Annotated in this window: 17 protein-coding genes and 1 tRNA gene; 6 read left to right on the forward strand and 12 right to left on the reverse strand. The window is 67.8% G+C overall.

Annotated features, from left to right (window positions below; translation table 11 throughout):
* Nucleotides 1-24: 24 nt before the first annotated feature.
* Entirely contained in the window at nucleotides 25-1290 is a 1266-nt protein-coding gene (gene romR, locus BHS09_RS22425; protein WP_140793067.1) for a motility regulator RomR, read from the reverse strand.
* A gap of 116 nt (nucleotides 1291-1406) precedes the next feature.
* Nucleotides 1407-2222 (reverse strand): chemotaxis protein CheW, encoded by an 816-nt coding sequence (locus BHS09_RS22430; RefSeq protein ID WP_140793068.1) that lies wholly within the window; start codon nucleotides 2220-2222, stop codon nucleotides 1407-1409.
* A 50-nt stretch (nucleotides 2223-2272) separates the two neighbouring features.
* Here BHS09_RS22430 and BHS09_RS22435 point away from each other — a divergent pair, with 50 nt between their 5' ends.
* The gene (locus BHS09_RS22435; protein ID WP_140798914.1) at nucleotides 2273-3646 is read left to right on the forward strand and encodes a GGDEF domain-containing response regulator; all 1374 of its coding nucleotides are present in this window, start codon (nucleotides 2273-2275) and stop codon (nucleotides 3644-3646) included.
* Between the two features lie 3 nt (nucleotides 3647-3649).
* Here BHS09_RS22435 and encC read toward each other — a convergent pair whose 3' ends face one another.
* Nucleotides 3650-4042, reverse strand: coding sequence for an encapsulin nanocompartment cargo protein EncC (gene encC / locus BHS09_RS22440; RefSeq protein ID WP_140793072.1), 393 nt, complete (start codon nucleotides 4040-4042; stop codon nucleotides 3650-3652).
* Nucleotides 4043-4191: 149 nt separating this feature from the next.
* Here encC and sinK point away from each other — a divergent pair, with 149 nt between their 5' ends.
* Complete coding sequence (gene sinK / locus BHS09_RS22445) at nucleotides 4192-5709, forward strand: hybrid histidine protein kinase/response regulator SinK (protein WP_161605166.1); 1518 nt, start codon at nucleotides 4192-4194, stop codon at nucleotides 5707-5709.
* A complete protein-coding gene (sinM, locus tag BHS09_RS22450) occupies nucleotides 5706-6809 on the forward strand; it encodes a signal integration modulator SinM (protein WP_140798919.1) in 1104 nt (367 codons plus the stop codon). Before sinK ends, sinM begins: the two co-directional genes overlap by 4 nt.
* 176 nt (nucleotides 6810-6985) lie before the next feature.
* On the opposite strand, the gene groL is transcribed toward sinM, so the two are convergent.
* Together groL and BHS09_RS22460 are read right to left on the reverse strand one after the other, a co-directional pair.
* Nucleotides 6986-8629, reverse strand: a complete 1644-nt coding sequence (gene groL / locus BHS09_RS22455) for a chaperonin GroEL (RefSeq protein ID WP_140798920.1) — start codon at nucleotides 8627-8629, stop codon at nucleotides 6986-6988.
* A gap of 168 nt (nucleotides 8630-8797) precedes the next feature.
* The gene (locus BHS09_RS22460) at nucleotides 8798-9154 is read right to left on the reverse strand and encodes a response regulator (RefSeq protein ID WP_002639463.1); all 357 of its coding nucleotides are present in this window, start codon (nucleotides 9152-9154) and stop codon (nucleotides 8798-8800) included.
* A gap of 92 nt (nucleotides 9155-9246) precedes the next feature.
* Between BHS09_RS22460 and BHS09_RS22465 the strand changes: the two genes are divergently transcribed.
* Nucleotides 9247-10317, forward strand: a complete 1071-nt coding sequence (locus BHS09_RS22465; protein ID WP_174260575.1) for a metallopeptidase family protein — start codon at nucleotides 9247-9249, stop codon at nucleotides 10315-10317.
* Here BHS09_RS22465 and BHS09_RS22470 read toward each other — a convergent pair.
* Complete coding sequence (locus tag BHS09_RS22470) at nucleotides 10271-11248, reverse strand: NAD-dependent epimerase/dehydratase family protein (RefSeq protein ID WP_140798922.1); 978 nt, start codon at nucleotides 11246-11248, stop codon at nucleotides 10271-10273. The genes BHS09_RS22465 and BHS09_RS22470 overlap by 47 nt on opposite strands.
* A 46-nt stretch (nucleotides 11249-11294) precedes the next feature.
* Between BHS09_RS22470 and BHS09_RS22475 the strand changes: the two genes are divergently transcribed.
* Nucleotides 11295-11993 carry a TetR/AcrR family transcriptional regulator gene (locus BHS09_RS22475; protein WP_140798924.1) on the forward strand — a complete coding sequence of 233 codons (699 nt, stop codon included), beginning with the start codon at nucleotides 11295-11297 and terminating at the stop codon, nucleotides 11991-11993.
* Between the two features lie 51 nt (nucleotides 11994-12044).
* Nucleotides 12045-12143 (forward strand) — tRNA-Sec (locus BHS09_RS22480).
* Nucleotides 12144-12421: 278 nt separating this feature from the next.
* Here BHS09_RS22480 and BHS09_RS22485 read toward each other — a convergent pair.
* The 6 genes from BHS09_RS22485 to BHS09_RS40325 form a co-directional block, all read right to left on the reverse strand.
* Complete coding sequence (locus tag BHS09_RS22485; RefSeq protein ID WP_140798925.1) at nucleotides 12422-12775, reverse strand: DUF2019 domain-containing protein; 354 nt, start codon at nucleotides 12773-12775, stop codon at nucleotides 12422-12424.
* Nucleotides 12775-13896, reverse strand: a complete 1122-nt coding sequence (locus BHS09_RS22490; protein WP_237079765.1) for a hypothetical protein — start codon at nucleotides 13894-13896, stop codon at nucleotides 12775-12777. The genes BHS09_RS22485 and BHS09_RS22490 overlap by 1 nt, the downstream gene beginning before the upstream one ends.
* Before the next feature lie 391 nt (nucleotides 13897-14287).
* Complete coding sequence (locus BHS09_RS22495) at nucleotides 14288-15634, reverse strand: hypothetical protein (RefSeq protein ID WP_140798926.1); 1347 nt, start codon at nucleotides 15632-15634, stop codon at nucleotides 14288-14290.
* A 120-nt stretch (nucleotides 15635-15754) separates the two neighbouring features.
* Nucleotides 15755-17014: a serine/threonine protein kinase gene (locus tag BHS09_RS22500; protein WP_140798927.1), complete on the reverse strand. Its 1260-nt coding sequence runs from the start codon at nucleotides 17012-17014 to the stop codon at nucleotides 15755-15757.
* 162 nt (nucleotides 17015-17176) lie between these two features.
* Entirely contained in the window at nucleotides 17177-18988 is a 1812-nt protein-coding gene (locus tag BHS09_RS22505; protein WP_237079766.1) for a serine/threonine protein kinase, read from the reverse strand.
* A 10-nt stretch (nucleotides 18989-18998) separates the two neighbouring features.
* A complete protein-coding gene (locus tag BHS09_RS40325) occupies nucleotides 18999-19961 on the reverse strand; it encodes a DUF2381 family protein (protein WP_140798928.1) in 963 nt (320 codons plus the stop codon).
* Nucleotides 19962-19987 lie beyond the last annotated feature (26 nt).

Raw genomic sequence — 19987 nt, forward strand, 5'->3', positions numbered from 1 at the left:
CAGGAGGTTACGGCGCCAGGCGCCTCAGTGCTGGGTCTCTCGGTCCTTGATGAGCCGCTCGAGCTCCTCTCGGATGATGGTCTCCGCCAGCTGCGGTACCACCTCCCAGGCAATCTTCTCGATGACCTCGCGGGAAGCCTTCGAAAGCGCCTCGCGCAGCAGGGCCTCGCCCCCATCCGCGGCAGGCGCACGGGCGCTCGCCGGCCTGGCCGCGACAGGCGCGGGGGTGGCGATGTCCAGCGAGATCTCCTCCGCGTCACCCTGGTCGGGCAGCGAGTCCTCGATGCTGATGGACGGCTGGGCCGCGGCGGGCGCGGGCGCCCCCAGACCGAACGGATCCCTGCCCCGCGCGGCGGGCGGCGGCGCCGCCCCTGGAGGAGGCTGCGGCGCGCCAACCGGAGGACGCGAGAAGCCACCCGGCGCGGGACCACCCGGCGGAGGCGGCACGCCCGGACGCGCCACGGCGCCCGGCGGCATGCCCGGACGCGGCGGAAGGCCCGGCGCGGAACCACCCGGCGGAGGCGGCACGCCCGGACGGGCGCCCGGCGGCATCCCAGGTCCCGGAGGACGCGCACCCGGCGGCACGCCCGGGCCGGGAGGACGCGCCATGCCCGGCGGCATCCCAGGTCCCGGAGGACGCGGCGCACCCGGCGCACCCGGCGGCGGCATGCCTGGGCCGGGAGGACGCGCCATGCCCGGCGGCATCCCAGGTCCCGGAGGACGCGCACCCGGCGGCGGCACACCCGCACCCGGCGGCGGACGCGGCACGCCCGGTCCCGGAGGCACACCCGGACGAGCCCCCGGCGGCGGAGCGGGACGAGCCCCCGGCGGCGCGGCGGCGGCGACGGGCGCGGGCGCCGCGACGGGCTGAGGAGCCGCGTGGCGCACCTGCGTGGCGGCCGACGCGGGCATCGTGTTGGACTTCTGGCCGACCAGCGCCTTCACCTTGTCGAGCAGCACCTGGCTCTCGAAGGGCTTGGTGACGTGGTCATCGGCGCGGGCGGCGCGGGCGCGATTCTCGTCGAACGCCTCGAAGGTGCCGGCCAGCAGCACCACCGGGATGCCCTGGGTGGCCGGGTCGTTCTTCAGCGCCTCGCAGACCTCATAGCCGCTCTTGCCCGGCATCATGACGTCCGCGAGCACGACGTCCGGACGCAGCTCGCGAGTGCGGGAGATGGCGTCCAGCCCGTTGTCCACCGCGGTCACCTGAAAGTCCTCGGTCGCGAAGATCATCCCGATCACCTTGCGGATGGTGAGCGAGTCATCGGCGACCAGCAGATTCTTGGGCATCGGTTCGGGCCTCGGGGAGCATCCACTCCCCTGAATTCGTTGGTGATTCCCGCCGCGAGGGTTGACTCGCGGCAGTCTGACAAGTGGGGCAGCTTACGAGTTGCCCTCTGGGACGATCAAGAAAACATGCGTTGCAGGTCCAGGAACGCCACAGGCTCGCTCAACCCAGGAGCGCGGAAGCTGCCCGCGGTGTCGTCCGGCTCGAAACGTTGCATGACGCCGAGCACTCGCGTGGCCGTCAACCCCACGTTCCGCCCGGCCAGTTCCGTGAGGACGATGAAGGGCTCCGGCACGGGCGATTCCCCCAGCAACGCGGGGACCGAGCAGACAGGCCACAGCACCTGATCATGCGGAAAAATACCGGCCACCGGTCCGCTCTGCACGGGCAGCACGCTGAAGGCCTCTCCCCGGCTGATGACCTGCGACACCAGGCCCAGGGGGACGCCGAACAGTCGGCTCTGGGACTCGAAGACGAGCGCCCGGTCCGGAGCCGCCTCCGCCCAGTGCACGGGCCGGGCGGCAACCGCCGCAGACATCGAACCCACCCGGTGCGGCAGCGCCTCCGCGATGAGCTCCAGGTACAGCCGCGACTTGTGCAGCACCGCGCCCCGGCTCAGCGGAGCCAGCGAGTCCGCCAATCCCGGTGGCAGCAGGAAGAACGGCGCGCGGGCCACGTCCGCCACCTCCACCACGGAGCGGACGCGCACCGCCAGGGTGGGACTCACGTCGAGCACCACCACCATGCCCGGGCCTTCCTCGGGCGGCCCGCCCAGCAGCGCGCAGAGGTCCTTCACCTCCAGCACACCCCGCAGGCTGCTGCCGTTGGCGCCCGGCATCGCTACTTCCATGACAGACGTCGCTTCCACGGCGTAACGGGTTTCCCCGGCCTCAACGAGAAGGCAGAGCCGACGGCCGCTTTCGAAGGGGGACACGGGGGCCGACCCTAGCAGCGTTCCATCGGTTGATGCTAAGCCGATGGGAGATGGCGCGAATCCTCCTCGTCGACGACGAAAAGATCGCCCGCACCCTGTACGGCGACTACCTCACCGCCGTGGGACACGCCGTCACGGCGGTGGGCACGCTACAAGAGGCGAAGGAAGCGCTCGCAGGCGACCGCTTCGACGCGGTGGTGACGGACCTCATCCTCCCCGGTGGCGACGGCATGGAGGTCCTGCGGCACGTGCGGGAACATCACCCGGGCGTGGAGGTGGTGGTCATCACCGGCCTGGAGAAGGTGGACCCCGCCGTGCGCGCCATCAAGAGCGGCGCCGCAGAGTACCTCGTCAAGCCGGTGGCCCCGGAGGCCCTGCAGCACGCCGTGCGCCGCGCGCTCACCACGCGCGACCTGATGCAGGAGAACGCGTCGCTGCGCCGCCACGTGGCCATGCTGGAGGCCGGGCAGCGCATCGCCACCACGTTGGACCGCGAGAAGCTGGCCGCGGTCACCGCCAGCGCGCTGCAGAGCATGGCCTCCGCCAGCGCCGTGGTGCTGCTGGAGCGCGACTCCGCCTTCGCGCTGCGGCGCCACGGCACCAGCGGCCTGTCCACCGCGCTGGAAGAGCCGCTCATCGCCGAGCTCATCGAACGCCTGTCGAACGAACGCGGGCCGCGCGAGTTGGACGGCCTGGACGCGCCCTTCCCTCGCGCCGTCTCCTTCCCCGCGCTGGAGGGTGAGGCCGTGCTGGGACACGCGGTGCTCTTCTTCGGCGGCACGGGCGCGGAGTGGGCGGGCGAGACGGCCAGCTTCCTGGTGCGCAACTGGGCGCTCGCGCTGCGCAACCTCGGCCGCTTCGCCGCGGTGGAGGACCTGGCGTACGTCGACGACCTCACCCGCCTGTTCAACACCCGCTACCTGCACCTGGTGGTGGACCGCGAGGTCCAGGACGCGCTCCAGTCGCAGCGCACCTTCAGCCTGCTGTTCCTGGACCTGGACCACTTCAAGTCCATCAACGACACGCATGGCCACCTCGTGGGCTCCAAGGTGCTGGTGGAGGCGGCGCGCGTGGTGAAGGGCTGCGTGAGAGACCACGACGTCGTCGCGCGCTACGGCGGAGACGAATACGTGGTGGTGCTGCGTAACACCGACTCCGGCGGCGCGCTCAAGGTGGCCGAGCGCATCCGGCGCACCATGGAGACGCACAACTTCCTGGCGCGCGAAGGCCTGTCGCTCAAGCTCACCACGTGCATCGGCGTGGCCAGCTTCCCCGAGCACGCCCAGGACAAGGCCACGCTGTTGGACCTGTCGGACCGGGCCATGTACCGCGGCAAGCGAGGCTCGCGGAACGTCGTCTACATGGCGGCGAAGGACCTGGAGGCTCCACCGGCCGAGCGCCGGCAGGCTCACTCCGCGTCTTGACGGTTACCGGCGCAGGCTGCCGACGGTGAGGCGCTTCTCCGGGGTGACGTCCGCCGGAGCCGGCGCCGCGCCCTCCTTGCCCACGGCCTCCACGGCCTCGTGCGACGCTCCGGAAGTGATGAGCCGGTACTTCTCCACGGCCTCCTTCGCGTGCGCGGCCTGCTCTGGGTCCAACCGGGCGATGAGCTCCCAGAAGAGGGCGGCGTGCTCGCGCTCCTCGTCCATGACGTGCTGGAGGATGGCCTTGGCGTCCTCGTTGTCCGTCGCGTCGATATGGGCCGCGTAGAGGTTGATGGCGTCCAGCTCCGCCTCGATGTTGAGGCGGATGGAGCGGGCCAGCTCGGAGTCCGTCATCTTGCGGGGAACCAACGAGTGGAACGGGTTGGTCTGCGGCATGAAGGCCCTCCCGAGGCCGGTCGCGCGGTATCCGGGTTTCCGGACGGCGTGACGAGAACGCGGCCAGCATCCGCGCCGGCACGGTCCGGGTCAACGGATTCCCTCCAGGTGCGTTGCGTACAAGCGGTTGCCTCCGTCATGCTCGTCACATGGAAACACCCGCGCCGCTCGCCCAACTGCTCCAGGCCGTGGAGGCAGGGGACCTGACGGCCGCGCGAACAGCGGCGGCGGCACTGCAACGTGCGGGAGCGCACACCTCACAGCTGGCGGCGGAGGTGCTGCACGAGCTGCGACAACCGCTGCTCGGCGTGAAGGCCTACGCGCAGCTCCTCGCGGAGGACGGCGCCGCCCCCGGGCCCCTGCGCCTGCTGCTGGCCCAGGTGGAGCGGATGGAGCAGATCGTCTCCGACTTCATCCGCCTGTCGAGCGAGCGGCCGGCGTCTCAACAGCGCCTCTCCCTGGCGGCCCCCATCTGGGCGGCGGCGAAGCACTTCAGCATCAACCCGGACTCCTCGCGCATCTCCCTGGAAGTGGAGGCCCCGGAGGACATCACCATCCAGGGCAACGCGCGCCTCATCGAGCAGCTCACCCTGAACCTGCTCAACAACGCGCGCGACGCCATGGCGGGGCGCGGCCGGGTGAAGGTGGTGCTCACGAAGGAGGGCCCCTCCCCTGCCCTCTACGTGGCGGACTGGGGTCCGGGCATCCCCGAGGAGCTGCGAGCGCGCATCTTCGAGCCCTATATCACCGCCAACAAGCGAGGCACCGGACTGGGCTTGTCGGTGTGCCAGCGCATCGCCCGCGAGCACCACGCGCGCCTCGAGCTGGCCCCGCAGGGCGTCATTCGCGACGTCCCGCCCCCGGCCACCGTGTTCCGCGTGCTCTTCCCCGCGACGGACGCGCCGCCCACGCAGAAGCACCGGGTCCTGGTGGTGGATGACGAAATCATCATCCGCATGGTCTTCCGCGACCTGATGGGCAAGGAGTGCGAGATCATCGAAGCGGAAAGCGGCGAGGAGGCCCTGGACCTGCTGCAACAGGCGCCGGTGGACCTCATCGTCACCGACAAGAACCTGCCCGGCATGTCCGGCCTGGAGCTGGCGCAGCAGGCGCGGCGGCTGCACACGGACTCGCGCGTCATCCTGATGACGGGCTACCCGTCGCTGGTGACGACGCAGCAGGCGCTGGAGCTGGGCGTGGTGGACTACCTGCTCAAGCCCTTCGACGACATCCGCGAGGTGCGCGCCCTGCTGCGCTCCACGCTGGCCCGGAAGCCCGTCCCCGCGCCGCTGGAGACGAACCCCGCGATGCGCCGGGTGGACGTGCTGGAGGACAACCCGGCGGCGGCGGCGCAAATCACCCACGCCCTGTCCCTGGTGGGACTGGAGGCGCGCATCCTGACGACGACGGAGCTGGCCGCACTGGAGCCGCCCGCGGGCGTGGTGGTGAGCTGGGACTTCACGCCCGCCTACGGGCGCAAGGCGCTGGAGCTGGGCAAGGCGCTGGCCCAGGGCGCTCCCTTCGTGGTGCTGGCCGAGCACCTCACCATGGAGACGGCGCTGGAGTCCCTGCGTGCGGGCGCCGCCGCGTGCCTTCCCAAGCTGATGTCCGACGCCTCGGCGCTCAGCCGAGAGCTGAACCGCGCATTCAAACGAGAGACCCCATGAGACTCGCGCTCCTGTCCGTCCTGCTGCTGGGTGTGGCTTGCTCCTCCGACAAGCCTCCGACGCAGGACGGGCCGGACGCGGGCCGTGGCGACGCGGGCACCGGAACAGACGACGCGGGCACCGGAACAGACGACGCGGGCAGCGGCGACGCGGGTTGCGAGCCGCTGGCCTCGGGGCCGGGCACCCCACTGCTCACCGGGTTGAACACGCCCCGCAGGCTCGCGGCGGACGAAACGGACCTCTACATCGCCGAGTCCCACTCCCTGAATCCGCAGCAGCCCCAGCCGGGCCCCGGGCGGCTCCTCCGGCTGCCACGCGCGGGCGGTGACGCGGTGTCCGTGGCCACGGGATTCCGGGCGCCGGATGCCATCGCCGTGGTGTCGGACTCCGTCTACGTGCTCGACCTGGACGGGCTGTGGCGGGTGGACAAGGCGACGGGCGCGAAGGACGCACGGCCGCTCGATGCCACGGTGAACAACGTCACCATTGGCGGCACGGAGGTCCTGCCCGCGCGGATGGGCGACCGGGACGTGGTGGTCATCGCGACGTCGCACCGCCGGCTGGTGCGCGTGGACGCGTCGGGCGGCAACCGCCAGGAGCTCTACGCGGGCACGGGCTACACGCAGGTGCGCGGAGCACGCGTGCTGGGCCAGGACGTGTGGTTCCTGGTCGCCGCGGGAGAGAGCCCCGGCCTCTACAGCGTGCCGCTGGATGGCAGTGCCCCGGCCACGTTGCGCGACGGAAGCATCACCGCCGGCACCTCGTTGGAAGTCACGCCCACGCACTTCCTCGTCACCGAAGGAGGCAGCGGGAACGGCCGCGTGCTGCGCCTGCCACGCGAGGGCGGCGCGGCGGAAGTCGTGGCCACGGACCTCCAGGGGCCCGCCTTCCCGGTGGAGCTCAATGGCACGCTCTACTTCAAGGACGTCAGCACCGGCGGCACGGACTTCCTGCGCCGCGTGAGCACCTGCACGTCCGGCGCCCTGGAGCCCGTGGGCCCAGAGGGCGTGGGGCCCGGGGGCCTGCTGGTGGACGGCGACACCCTGCTCTACACGTCACAGGAAAGCGGCACCGGTGGCTTCGTGGGCCGAGTGCCCTGAGCACGGCCGGCCCCGGGTTCGCGGCACGGGCCGTGGCAACCACCGTCCCTGTCACCTCCGAAGCCGGCCCCGCTGAAACGACAACGGCCCCGGCGCCTCGCAACGAGGCATCCGGGGCCGTCCACCACTGAGTTCCAGATGGCCCGGGACTCACGTCCCGAGCCCTCCGGAGCGGCTCAGTAGTCCATGTCGTCGCCGCCGTAGTCCGGCATGCCGGAGCCAGCGCCGCCGCCCTTGGACTTGCCCTTCGGGCGCTCGGCGACCATGGCCTCGGTGGTCAGCAGCAGCGAGGCGACGGAGGCGGCGTTCTGCAGCGCGGTGCGCTCCACCTTCGTCGGGTCGATGACGCCGGCCTTCTCCAGGTCCTCGTAGACCTCCGTGCGGGCGTTGTAGCCGAACGCGCCGGTGCCCTCGCGGACCTTGTTGATGACCACGGCGCCCTCGACGCCGGCGTTGCTGGCGATCTTCCGCAGCGGCTCCTGGAGCGCACGGCGGATGATGGCCACGCCGAAGTCCTGCTCACCGCCCAGCTTCAGCTTCTCCAGCGCGGGCAGCGCGCGGAGGTAGGCCACGCCGCCGCCAGGGACGATGCCCTCTTCGACGGCCGCGCGGGTCGCGTGCAGCGCGTCCTCGACGCGGGCCTTCTTCTCCTTCATCTCCGTCTCGGTGGCCGCGCCGACGTTGATAACGGCCACGCCGCCCACCAGCTTCGCCAGACGCTCCTGGAGCTTCTCGCGGTCGTAGTCGCTGGTGACGGTGTCAATCTGGGTGCGGATGAGCTTGATGCGGCCTTCGATGGTCGCCTTGGTGCCCACGCCGTCCACGACGGTGGTGTTGTCCTTGTCCACCGTGACGCGCTTGGCGCGGCCCAGGTCGGTCAGCGTCAGCGTCTCGAACTTGTGGCCCAGGTCCTCGCTGACCACCGTGCCGCCGGTGAGGACGGCGATGTCCTGCAGCATCTCCTTGCGGCGGTCACCAAAGCCGGGGGCCTTCACCGCGCACACGTTCAGCACGCCGCGGATCTTGTTGACCACCAGGGTGGCCAGGGCCTCGCCCTCGATGTCGTCGGCGATGATGATCAACGGCTTGCCGGAGCGGGCCACCTGCTCGAGCAGCGGAATCATGTCCTGCATCGACGAGACCTTCTTCTCGCTGATGAGGATGTAGGGGTCGTCCAGGACGGCCTCCATCCGCTCGCGGTTGGTCACGAAGTACGGGGACACGTAGCCGCGGTCGAACTGCATGCCTTCGACCACGTCGAGCGTCGTCTCGAGGCCCTTCGCCTCCTCGACGGTGATGACGCCCTCCTTGCCGACCTTCTCCATCGCGTCCGCGATGATGGCGCCGATGGTCTCATCCCCGTTGGCGGAGATGGTGCCCACCTGGGTGATGGCCTTCTTGTCGGCGGTGGGCTTGGACAGGCTCTTCAGCTCGCCCACGACGACCTCGACGGCCTTGTCGATGCCGCGCTTGAGGTCCATCGGGCTGTGGCCGGCGGCCACCAGCTTGAGGCCCTCCTCATAGATGGCGCGCGCCAGCACCGTGGCGGTGGTGGTTCCGTCGCCGGCCTTGTCGGAGGTCTTGGACGCGACCTCCTTCACCATCTGCGCGCCCATGTTCTCGAACTTGTTCTCGAGGTCGATCTCCTTGGCGACGGTGACGCCGTCCTTGGTGATCGTGGGGGAGCCGAAGCTCTTTTCGATGACCACGTTGCGGCCCTTGGGGCCGAGGGTCACCGCGACCGCGTCCGACAGGGTGCGGACGCCGCGCAGGATGGCCTCACGCGCGGACTGATGGAAGAAAATTTCCTTCGCTGCCATCGCAACCTCCTGAATTTACTGGGGGATTTTACTGGTACGACACGGGCCGTTAGCACTCGGCCATGGCGAGCGCCAACATAAGGGCCGCCCGAACGATGTCAACCAGGAAGGGTGGACGTGTAGGCGAGCGGACGGCCCTGAGCACCCTGTCGGGCAGGGCGCCGTGGGCTACTGCGCGAAGCGGACCAGGGTGAGCAGTTGGCCCATGTCCAGGGGCTTGTGGAGCGTCAGCGCCACGCCCTTGCGCAGGCCGCGGTCCGTCACCGAGCCATCCTCGCTGCCCGTCATCAGCAGCACCGGTACGCTCTGGAAGCGGGGGTCCGCCTTGAGCATCTCCGTGAACTGGATGCCGTCCATATGGGGCATCACGTAGTCGGTGATGACCATGCTGACCTGGTTGCGCTCCAGCACGTCGAGCGCCTGGAGCGCGTCGGACGCCGAGTAGACCGTGAACCCATGCATCTCCAAGAAGCGAGAGAGCATCGTGCAGAGTTCGAGATCGTCGTCGACGACAAGGATGTTCACGGGACCGAGCGCCGCACCAGGACGGGCGAAGGAACGTAGCAGCCGTGCGCGGCGTTGACAACGAAGTGCACGGCTTCATATGTCGCGGCCCCATGGGGACGCGGACGTCGAAGCGAACGGGGGCGGGCGGGATGGAGGCGCTGGACGCGGCAGCAGAGGCCTTCGAGAGGGGTGACTTCGAGGCGGCCCTGGCCGCCGCCGACCGGGTCCTGGCCCAGGCCTCGGACGCGCTGGACGCCCTGCACCTGCGCGCCGCCGCCCTGGTGGAGCTGGGCCGCCTGGAGGAAGCCGGCCGGGCCTTCGGCGCCGCGCTGAGGGTGTCCCCGGACGACCTGGAGGTGCTCCTGGGCACCGCGGACCTCCTCATCTGCCGCGTGGGTGAGGACCGGGAGGCCGTGGAGGAAGGCCTGGGCTTCTGCGCGAAGGGCAAGCGCCTGGCGCAGAAGGCCGGCGACGTGGAGGTGCTCTACGAGTTCCTCCTCCTGGAGGGCATGGGCCTGAACCAGGTGGGCGACTGCCGCACGGCCCTGGCGAGCCTGGACGCGGCGCTGGGGCACATGCCGCGCTCGGTGGACGCGCAGCTGGAGCGGGGCATCGCCCTGTTCGAGCTGTGCCGCTTCGACGAGGCGAAGGCCGCCTTCGACAAGGTGCTGAAGGACACGCCCGACGAGGCCTGGGCCCACCAGTACCAGGGACTGCTGGCGGAGCGCCGGGGCGACGAAAAGGAAGCCCAGCGCCGCTTCGCGAAGGCCCAGGCGCTGGTGCCGACGGAGTTCTTCCCGCCGGTGGAGCTGGGCGAGGCCGAGTTCGACCGCGCGGTGGAGGCCGCTGTGCAGTCCCTGCCCGGCCACGCGAAGCAGTACCTGGACAACGTCACCATCGCGGTGGAGGACCTGCCGGCGGACGAGGACCTGCTGGGTGAGGACCCTCCCCTGTCACCGAGCATCCTCGGGGTGTTCCGTGGCCTGGCGGTGGGCGAGCGCAGCGTGACGAACGCGTTCGACCACGTCCCCGCGTCCATCGTGCTGTACCAGAAGAACCTGGAGCGCTTCGCCCGCAGCCGCGAGGAGCTCATCGAGCAGATTGGCATCACCGTGATGCACGAGGTCGGTCACCTCATGGGACTGGATGAGGATGACCTGTGGCAACGGGGGCTGGACTGAGCGCCGCGAGCGTCTGGCGGATGCCGTCGCGGTACGGCGTCTTCCGGATGTCGCCGAGCAGCGCCCGCAGCGCCGAGTCGTCCATGATGACGGGCGAGGTGTGCAGGTAGTGCATCTCTCCCAGCTCGCGCATGAACGGGCTGAAGAGGCCGAGGAGGCGCACCATTCCCGGCCCCAGCGCGGAGTACTTCGCGGGGTGGCCGGCCTGGGCGTAGATGTCCTCCACCAGGGCCGCCTGGGAGGTGACGCCCGCGCCCCCGAGGTTCCAGAAGCGGCCGTAGGCGCCCGGCGAGTCCATGAGCGCCGTCACCGTGGGGCCCACGTCGGGCACGTAGACGAACTCGTGGGGCATGTCGATGGGGCCGATGAGCTGGGCGCGCTTGCCCTGTGAGGCGGCGACGAAGGCGCGGTGGAGGAAGCTGTTCTCCACTCCTGGGCCGTAGAAGTCCGGGAGGCGGAGGATGGTGACTTTGATGGAGCCCGCCTTGTCCGCCGCGAGCAGCAGGTCCTCCTGAGCCTTGCGCAAGCGGCCCTTGTTGGTGTGCGGCACGCGAGGGTGGGACTCATTGACGACGTCCGTGCGCGGCCGGCCGTAGGGGTACACGCTGGCGATGAAGACGATGCGCTCCACGCCCTCGGCGATGGTGGCGTCGAGCGTGCGCTTCATCAGCACGGGGTGGAGGTGGAACTGCCAGTAGGGCACGCCGACCAGGTAGACGAGCGTCTGGACGCCCCGGGCCGCGGCCTGGATGGAGGCCATGTCGTCGGGATTCCAGGTGACGATCTCCGCCTGCGGGTCCGCCCCGAACTCCCGCTGCAGGCCCTCCCGGGAGCGCCCCACCACGCGGTAGCCCCGCCCCTGCCCCCGCAGCGTCTGCGCGATGCTGTGTCCGACGACGCCCGAGGCGCCGAACAACGCAACCGTGCCCATGTCCTGCTCCCTTTTCCGAACGGCGAGTGGTTTGTGAACACCGTTCATGAACACCGTTCATCTACTGCTGGCCGTTCAGTTGGTCAAGGCCTACACTGGGAACATGGGGATTGCGGAGCGGAAGGAGCGACAGCGAGCGGAGCTGCGCGAGCAGATTCTGCGAGTCGCCCGGGACATCGTGGTGAAGGAGGGCTTCCCTGCCCTCTCGATGCGCAAGCTGGCGGACGCGGTGGAGTACGCGCCGGCGACGCTCTACCTCCACTTCGAGAACCGGGAGGCCATCGCGAAGGAGCTGTGCGTGCGCGGCTTCCAGGACCTGCTGGCCATGCTGGAGCCCGCGGCCCAGGTGGAAGACCCGCTGGAGCGCCTGCCCAAGCTGGCGGAGGCCTACGTCCGCTTCGGCCTGGAGCACCCGGAGACGTACCGGCTGATCTTCATGGAGGACGCGAAGCTCTCAACTGCACTGTTCGGGGACCACCCGGAGGGCGCGGGGCCGAGATCCTTCGGGGTGCTGGTGCAGGTCTTCGCGGACCTCCTGGCGGCCGGGAGGCTGGAGGAAAGCACGAAGCCGGAGCAGCTCGCGGAGGTGCTGTGGGCAGGGGTGCACGGCATCGTGAGCTTGAGGCTCACGTGCACGGGGTTCCCGGGCACGCCCGCGGAGGAACTGACGCAGGTGCTGGTGACGACGCTCGTGAAGGGCTTGCCGGGGTTGAAGGCGGAACGGGCGCGGACGAAGGCGCGGTGAGCCCGCGGCCCTGGGTTGACGGGGTCCGGAGGGTCCGGCGTAATCGCAGACGGTAGGGCCTCCGGACCTGGTGGCCGGCCCGGTCTTCAAAACCGGTGAGGGGCGCCGAGAGGCGTCCCTGGCGAGTTCGATTCCCGTGCCCTACCGCCAACAATCCCCAAGAGTTACGCCCCCTTGCTGCCCCTTGGCAGCGGAGGACTCGTCCACACGCGTCCAGACGAGTCTACCTGATGTCGTTAGCACGTCGTTAGCGGAGCGGACTCTCCCAAGAATGGCTTGGCCTGGGTTGAGAGGGTGGCGCGACAGGTGACTCGGCCCCTCTTGGTTCCTACGGTCGGGACTGGAGCGGCTTCAACAACCCCGCTCGGTCCAGTAGCTCGCGCACTCGCTCAGCCAGCACCACATGATCCGGGTGCCCGCTGCCGGTGCTACTCCGGGTCAAGGGCCCAAGTTCCTTCATCCCACCGCTTGAGGGCTTCCTGAGCCTCAAATGGAATGAGCCCCTCCCCCTTCGCGGCCTCTTCGAGCACGGCCCTCGCCTCGGCGGTCTTGTAGCGAAGCAGGAGAGCAGCCGCAGCGGTTCTTACGTCCATCCGAGGATTTGCGAAGAGCGTTGCCAAAGCATCACGGCCTGCGTTGCCGTGTGCCCTGAGACGATCAAACGCCGCAAGCGATTTGTCCGCGTGTTTGTTCCCGGTTCTCGCGTCACCACGCATGATCGCCTCGGTCTGCGCGACGGTGTGATGCGCAAACTCCGCTACCAGTTTTCCAAGTGCGTCCATCACCAAGCACCTTTCCGGACGTTGTCGAGAGCCCGCAGCCCGAAATCCCTTTGAGCCTCGAACGACTGACTACGCAACCAGTCTCGTACAGTCATCGTCCTTGACCCGGTCACTCGATACTGAATCGACGAGTAAAGCGCGCTGACCTTAGTGTGAAGCTCCTTGTCGAGCGCGACGATGTTCTCCGTATTGTGGATCGCCTTCGGGCCGAACCTCCCCACATTACCGTCGGTCTGCTCGACGATGTGATGCCACTCCTTCCCCGGTCCTGCGGGGCCCATCGCTCGTTTGAAGGACTTGAACGACGAGTAGGACTTCATGCCGCCAGGGCCAGCGGGTGGCGTCGAATTGGAGCCGCCTCCCTCCCCTGCCCGCTGAAGGATGATGGCGGCTCCTGGCCCACCGCTCAACACCGCAGCGGCACGCCCCACCGGCACCGCCGCGCTCTCCATGGCGAGCACACCTCGGGCGGACAACGCGAGCACTGGCACTTCCGCCGTGGCGAGGGCTACCCCCTCCAACGTGCGCGTCGCGGCTGACACCGTCCCCCATGTGGCAATGAGGTTCGTCACCAACTTGGAGACGGCTTGCACCTGCTCGCCCCTGGTCATGTACCGGAAGCGCTCTAGGTATTCGGGAGACGACTCCAGCAACGCCACCACGGCGGCGGGCATTTCCCGGAGTGCCGCGAGGTTGTCCGCTGGCGACGTCGAGAAGAACTTCCCCACCGAGAGGGCGAGCCCGACGAAGGCTTCTTCCGCCCCATCCAGCGTGCGACTGATGACGTCTGCATCGTCGTGGACGTCCGCCAGAGGGAAACCGCTCTCCTCCCGCAGTTCGTCGTTCAGCAGGCGGAAAACGCCCGTGCGCCCGTCATAGAAGCGGCCCAGTTCGAAGCCACGGGCGCGGAAGGCCCCGTCCTTCCACTCCACGTCCCCCACCCGTTGCTGCGTCCTTCCGGTGCGCACCCACGCAATGCGCCCGTCAGGCCGTAGCACCGCCAGGTGCTTGAAGCGCTCCACCCGGCGTTCCAACTCGGCCCTCGACACCTCGCCAGTGGCCAGCACTTCCCGCAGCATGAAGCCCACCGCGAGGCGTGAGGGGAACTGGCTCAGCGTCACGTCCTTCCCCAGCAGGGGTCCGAGGAGTCGCGCAGCATGGGTTGGGGTCAGCGAGCCTCCTGCAATCGGGCGCGCGTCCCGTTCCTCAACGCCCGCGCGCGAAAGCAGCGCGTCCCATGCATCTGCCCGCGCGGAGCGACTCGGGACGGAACCGCCCACCGCTGGCGACACGGTGCCCGCTCCCGTCGCGTCATCTCTGGGGACTCGGCGGCGATTGAGCCGAGCCGATTCGTCGGGCCCTGCCACGCCGAGCAGCGATGAAGGCGCAGGGAGGGGCTCCACAAGCGACGCACTGCTACGAGGCGCGTTGCTCATGGGGCGAGCCTGGGCCGTGGTGGGGACCAGTGTGGCGTATCCAGTGGTCAGCACCGCCACCACCCACAGCAAGGCGTTAGCGCGCATTGTCCACCCCCAGGCCCACCGAGGCGAAGGCCCCCGGCAGCAGCGTCCCTTCCGCAGTGGGGAACAGCAGCGTGCCTCCCGTCCCCATCGCGTAGAGCTTCCCGCCCAGGAATCGCCAGCGCACTTCCGCCGCTCCCAGGTAGCGCGCCCCGGGCTGCCCCATGCCCACGCCCAGGCCCTTCAACGCCACTTCCAGGCTGCGCTCGAAGAGCTGCACCGCTACGCGCCCGTCGACATCGAAGCGCCCCCAGGAGAACGCCTCCGCGCCCAGCGACAGCTTCAAGTGCCTGTTGAGGCCCCCATAGCTGACGGCGTCCCAGCCCACCACCGCCTCGCCATAGGCCGAGTAGCCATCAGGAAACGTAGCATCCGCAAGCGGCACGTCATCCGGGCCCGCAGCCTTGAAGCGCGCCAACTCGTAGTCAGGACCGAAGAACCCTTGCCGGAAACCGCCTTGCTGACGCCGCACCTCCAGGCGCAGGGTCATGTCCAGCGTCGAAGTCACGGCGTCCGCGCCCACGCCCACCACGGCCCCCCACGCGCCACCCTCACCAGGACGACCGCCCCATCCCCCAACCACGAGGGCTTCAAACCCTGGACGCACCAGGACGACCGCCGTTGCGTCCAGGTGTGCCAACGTCACCGATGGCGCGCTTCCACCCGCTCGCCCCCAGTCATGCACGGCGGACAGCGCCAGGGTGTAACGCCCCTGCTGCCTGGGCTTGCCGAAGAGGATGTGCTCCATGTCCAGGGCGAACTCCGCGCCCATCAGCCGCGCGCCCAGCACATCCGAGACGAACGCTTCCGTGTAGAGGGGCCCCAGGGTGCCGGTGAGGAAGCCTCCTGCCGGGTGGTAGTCGGGATTCGCGCGGTTGGAGTAGCGGCGGACCAAATGCCCGGTGAGCAGGCTGTAGCTGTCCAGGCCACCGAACCACACCCCCAGCGGCGCGTTGTCCGAGCCGAACTTGAGGCCACGGACAAGTTGTCCCCAGTCCGAGAGAGAGTCCCAGTCCTCCCGCCGCACGAGGCCCGCGCCCTCGCCACCCCCCCACAGGCGAAAGCGCACGGGGGCGCCCACGTTGACGCCGAACTCGGGGCCACCGTCGATGATGAGGGTGGGCTCCACCTGGATGAAGCCATCGTCACCACCAGCGCCTGCGCGAGGGAGGAACGCAAACGTCGTCGCCTCCAGGCGCGTCAGGTAGTTCCACCTGCGCGAGGGCGAGGCCGGTGGAGTGGACGGCGGCTCTTCCTCGGGTAAGGGAGGCTCCGAGGTCCATCCCGTCATCGGCAGCATCAACAGCAACGCGGCAATCCAGCTTCGCCTTGTGCGCATACACGCCTCCTGTGCGTGCCCCGAAATGAGGCACGAGAAACACACGTCTCCCGGTCGGCTCATCGACTTGAGTCGGGCCGGTGGTGAATCAGCAGTAGTGAGGGGAAAGAAGTGCCGACGTCAGACAGTCGGCGGCGGCTTCACAGCGGGGCGAGGCTCGGGACGCGGGTTTGTCGTCAACTCATCCTCGTTGCGCGGCTCGGGCAGGGTGTCCTCGTCGTTCGAATGCGTCCGCCACCCGGTTGGAACGAAGCCGCCCTCGTCGTCCCTGAGGTCCAACTCCTCCATCGCTTCGCCCGCGTCACAGAGGGCTTTCTCGACCTCCATCACGGCATCGTGCGGGCCATAGGGGAGCAGTTCAGCCATTCTGACTCGCAGCGCCTTCTCCAACTCATCCGCTGACGCGAACCGTTCAGAGGGATTCCGCTTGAACAGTTTGTGGAAGATAGCGCGAAGCTGCTCCGGCAAGCCCTGCAACGCCGCATCCACGTCCTCAGTGCGGTATGCCATCGCCCAGCAGATGGCATCTTCCGCCACTGAAGTCAGACCCGCATCCATGCTTACATTCGCTGCCCTCAGAATACGGCGTCGCTCCTCATCGGACAGTCGCGCGTCCAAGTCCGACATCTTCATGTTGCCCGGGTCATAGAGATGCCGCCCCGTGGCGAACTCCAGCAGAGTCAAACCTAGCGAGAATAGGTCCGCGCGCCCGTCCACCGAATCTCCCAACAAGACTTCAGGCGCGGAGTAGACGACGTCACCCTTGGGACGCGGAAGCGACGTCGCCACTCGCCCCGCTAATCGAGAGAGCGCAACACCAAAGTCCGTCAGCTTCACGCCACCACGGGGCGTGAGACGAATCCGAGTCGGGTTGACGTCGCGGTTGACGATGCCAAGAGGAAAGCCCGCGTCGTCCGTGCGCTCGTGCGCATAGGCCAGCGCCGCCGCGACCTCCGCGAACACATATAGGGCGAAGGGCTCCGAGAAGTAGCGCCCGCGCGCCTGGGCAATGGCAAGCAACGAGTCCAACGTGAATCCATCGACACTTTCGCTCGCAACGCAAAGCCCCTGCTTTATCTCGAAGAGACCGTGAACGCGGGCGATGTTGGGATGTTGGAGGAACTGCGCGAGCCTGACCTCCTCTTCCAGACGGATGCGGGCGCGCTGGTACTTCTCCGGCAGGGGGGCTCCGCTGGGAAGCGCCACGTACTTCACAAGGACTTTCCCCTGATAGCCGGCAGGAGTGCGGGGACGCGCGTAGAGGGTTCGCTCTCCATTGCGCCCCTCCCCAGCTAGAATCTGAAAGAGGAAGTATGTCGTGTCCCCTTGGGAAAAGAGGACCACGCCCTCAGCGAACTGAGGGTCGGAATCACCAGACATGAATGAGGTCTCCTGTTGCTCTTCCGCGAAAGCTCTCGCGCGAAGACAAACAAAAGCTACCCTCAGCCACGTCCGACGTGAACGACGTCACAGGTCGCGAACTGCCCAAAGCCGCCGAATGGCTAAAAACCACAAAACGTAAGCCTTCTTTACGAATCGGGACTATGGCCAATTTTTTACAGCGTATCCGTACATGCTTCGATTGAAAGAGACGGTTCCCGGGTGGGGGCCCTCGTCCGCTTCCTCAGCTCCCTTCTCACCAATGGAGATGCAAACAGGGTAGGTGCGCCCATTCGGCAATTTCGCCTCAGTGTAACGAGCCAATAAAGCACGCCCGCCCGTCCACACTCGCCCCTCAAGCACTGTCCCGGTAGGGAGTTCCCGAATCCCGTCGCGAACAATGCCGCGCACCGGGCCATCAGAATAGAAGCCTTCTTCACCCATCGCCCCGGGCTGATTCTTGTCGATGGTAACCACCACCGAATCTCCCTCCTGCAACCGAAGCAACTTGAACATGGCCTCCCTTGCCTCGGAGGGGCACGCACTTGGACCGGGACGCACCTGGGAGTTGCCGGGACACCCCATCTGCAACGCAACGGCGGCAGTGGCAACAGCGCACTTCTTCAGGAACTCCGCCCGGCCGCCACTGGATACAGGGGCCTTCATGGCCGGAGACTCGGACGTATTGGCGACGATAGGGGCACGCTTCACGGCGGGGCTTTCCTTCTTGACGGGAGCTTGAGGGGGCAACGCTACCCCAGGGGAGGATGTTTCAGGCGCAGGAGAAACGATGCCGGATCTCAGGGGCGTACCGGCATCCTCCTGCGGGGAAACTACGTTCAGCAGGGCTCTAGTTCCGGCATCGCGCTCTGTGGATGACTCGACAGCACTCTTCATGACTGGCTCCTGCCCAGCCCGTTTCGACGCGAAGAGGCCCACCAGGGTTGCCACAGCGAGCGTGGCCCCCAACACCCCCAGCATGGCGCCTCGGCGCGGGCGGTTCCTCTTGACTGCCTCGTCCGTTCCCGTCGCAGGGGTAAGCAACGGCTTCGCGGCGAGAGTGTGGAGCGGAGTCACCCACTCGGGGCCCGTCTCTTTCACGAGGGCCGCCAATTCTCGCCGCACCGCCTCGGCCGTGGGAGGCCGGTTCTCGGGCTTACGCGCGATGAAGCGCATCACGGCGTCGCTCAGCGCACCAGGAACCCGCGCATTCAACGCCCGAGGGTCGGGCGGCATCAATCTGCCCTCGACGGGCGCCTTTACGGAGTCACTCGCGGGCTGAGGCGCGGTCAGCACATCGAAGAGACACACACCCAGGGCATAGACGTCGTCCGTGACTTTGAACTCGTAGCGAGCATCTCTGTTGTCGCCATTCTCGCGAAGGAAGCGGGAGGCTTCGGGAGAGCGGTAGCGGCGCGTCCCAGGAGGAAGTGGGGCGTCCGTCAGGTCTTCCGCGTGGGTGTAGTCCCCCGCACTGAAGTCGATAATGAACGGCTCGTTGTCTGAGGCGCGCACCATGATGTTGTTCAGCTTCAAGTCGCGGTGGAAGACGCCGCACCCGTGCATGTAGTCCACGGCGGCCGATAGCTTCACAAAAAGGCGAACGACCTCCTGCGCGGTGGGATGTACCCGCTCCACCCATTCGGCCAACGTGTAACCATCTACGAAGTCTAGGACAACATAAAGCCAGCCATTTTCAAGGTCGGGCCAGCGCCCATGGGCGCGAGGTGCAATGATATTCGGATGGCGGAGGTGAACGAGGCATCCCAGCTCACGACGCAGTCGCGCATCTGCCTTTTCTTCGTCCCCACTCGCGGCGCGGTGCATCGCAACCTTCATTGCGTAATGCTTGCCGTTCATCTCTACTTTGTAGACGGCGCCATATGCGCCAGCGCCAACCAACTTCACGACGCGCCAGCCATGAACCAGATGGCCGGGTGGAAACTGTGCTGGATGATGAATAGCAGTCAGCATAGCGCGTCCATTAAAACGCTATCTCGGGAACGAGCACCTGTGAGTGCCCATCGCCATCAAGCAACTCCAAGGAGCACGTTTCTCCCGGTTCCCACGAGGGCACTTCGGTTTCGACCACAAGCAAGCCAGCTCCCCCAGGCTCGAACTGAGGCATCCCTGAGCGGACACTTATCACTCCCAGGCCAATCCCGCTTTTGGAGTTCACAATCCGGGCCGTTTCTGGACGCCAGGATTTCTTTCCAACATTCCGAACCTTGACACTTATGGCCGCCCACGTCGGGGCTCGAAAGCTCGTCGCGGACTCCCCAATGAGGGCCCTCTTGTGACCTTTTTCCTTTGAAACCTTAATGCGGCTTGTGCGCACCCATCGATGGTCCAACACCCCAGCTAGGATCAGCTCCGCAGGGCCACCTGAGCTACGAACCGCCCGAAGAGCATGAAGCTCATCCGCCTGCGCCTTGACCTGGGCGCGCATCTCCGCCAGCTCAGCGTGCAGCAATTCGACGGAATCTTTCTGACGAAAGACTTCGACACGCGTATCCACCTCGGACGCATGGGAGACCAGGGCCAGAACCCCGCGTTCCTGTGTCAAGCCACCGGCAAATCGCACGCGAAGCCCCAGGCGCTCTCCCGGTTCCACGTCTACGGCAGGCTCCAACACAAGCGAGCGGTCCCCAGCATCCACCAGCCGAAAGCGCTCGCGCCCCTCCAGTTCCACGGAGCCACGATCAAGCGGAGCGTCAAAGACGAGCGTGGTCAGGACCCCCGCCGCGACTCGAAGCTCTGGCACAGGGTCGGAGGGAGCGCCCGATAGGGCTACACGCCGCGCCCTACGCTCGCGTGAACCAGAAGGGGGCTGCGCCGAAGCAGTGAGCCCCAACAGGACCGTAAGGATGGCAACGGGTCGAAGCAACGCAGACTCTCCCGCGTTGACCCTACCAAACCCGGAAGTCTCCATCGTCGGGAAAAGCATCCGATCCAGTCAAGCCCAGACTCGCC

The sequence above is a fragment of the Myxococcus xanthus genome (assembly GCF_006402735.1).
In the GTDB taxonomy this organism is placed as follows: Bacteria; Myxococcota; Myxococcia; order Myxococcales; family Myxococcaceae; genus Myxococcus; species Myxococcus xanthus_A.

Bases quoted from the DNA above. Each gene is read 5' to 3' on its own strand.
- romR (WP_140793067.1), bottom strand. From the start codon at position 1,290: ATGCCCAAGAATCTGCTGGTCGCCGATGACTCGCTCACCATCCGCAAG.
- BHS09_RS22435 (WP_140798914.1), top strand. From the start codon at position 2,273: ATGGCGCGAATCCTCCTCGTCGACGACGAAAAGATCGCCCGCACCCTG.
- encC (WP_140793072.1), bottom strand. From the start codon at position 4,042: ATGCCGCAGACCAACCCGTTCCACTCGTTGGTTCCCCGCAAGATGACG.
- sinK (WP_161605166.1), top strand. From the start codon at position 4,192: ATGGAAACACCCGCGCCGCTCGCCCAACTGCTCCAGGCCGTGGAGGCA.
- sinM (WP_140798919.1), top strand. From the start codon at position 5,706: ATGAGACTCGCGCTCCTGTCCGTCCTGCTGCTGGGTGTGGCTTGCTCC.
- groL (WP_140798920.1), bottom strand. From the start codon at position 8,629: ATGGCAGCGAAGGAAATTTTCTTCCATCAGTCCGCGCGTGAGGCCATC.
- BHS09_RS22465 (WP_174260575.1), top strand. From the start codon at position 9,247: ATGGGGACGCGGACGTCGAAGCGAACGGGGGCGGGCGGGATGGAGGCG.
- BHS09_RS22470 (WP_140798922.1), bottom strand. From the start codon at position 11,248: ATGGGCACGGTTGCGTTGTTCGGCGCCTCGGGCGTCGTCGGACACAGC.
- BHS09_RS22475 (WP_140798924.1), top strand. From the start codon at position 11,295: ATGAACACCGTTCATCTACTGCTGGCCGTTCAGTTGGTCAAGGCCTAC.
- BHS09_RS22485 (WP_140798925.1), bottom strand. From the start codon at position 12,775: ATGGACGCACTTGGAAAACTGGTAGCGGAGTTTGCGCATCACACCGTC.
- BHS09_RS22495 (WP_140798926.1), bottom strand. From the start codon at position 15,634: ATGCGCACAAGGCGAAGCTGGATTGCCGCGTTGCTGTTGATGCTGCCG.
- BHS09_RS22500 (WP_140798927.1), bottom strand. From the start codon at position 17,014: ATGTCTGGTGATTCCGACCCTCAGTTCGCTGAGGGCGTGGTCCTCTTT.
- BHS09_RS22505 (WP_237079766.1), bottom strand. From the start codon at position 18,988: ATGCTGACTGCTATTCATCATCCAGCACAGTTTCCACCCGGCCATCTG.
- BHS09_RS40325 (WP_140798928.1), bottom strand. From the start codon at position 19,961: ATGCTTTTCCCGACGATGGAGACTTCCGGGTTTGGTAGGGTCAACGCG.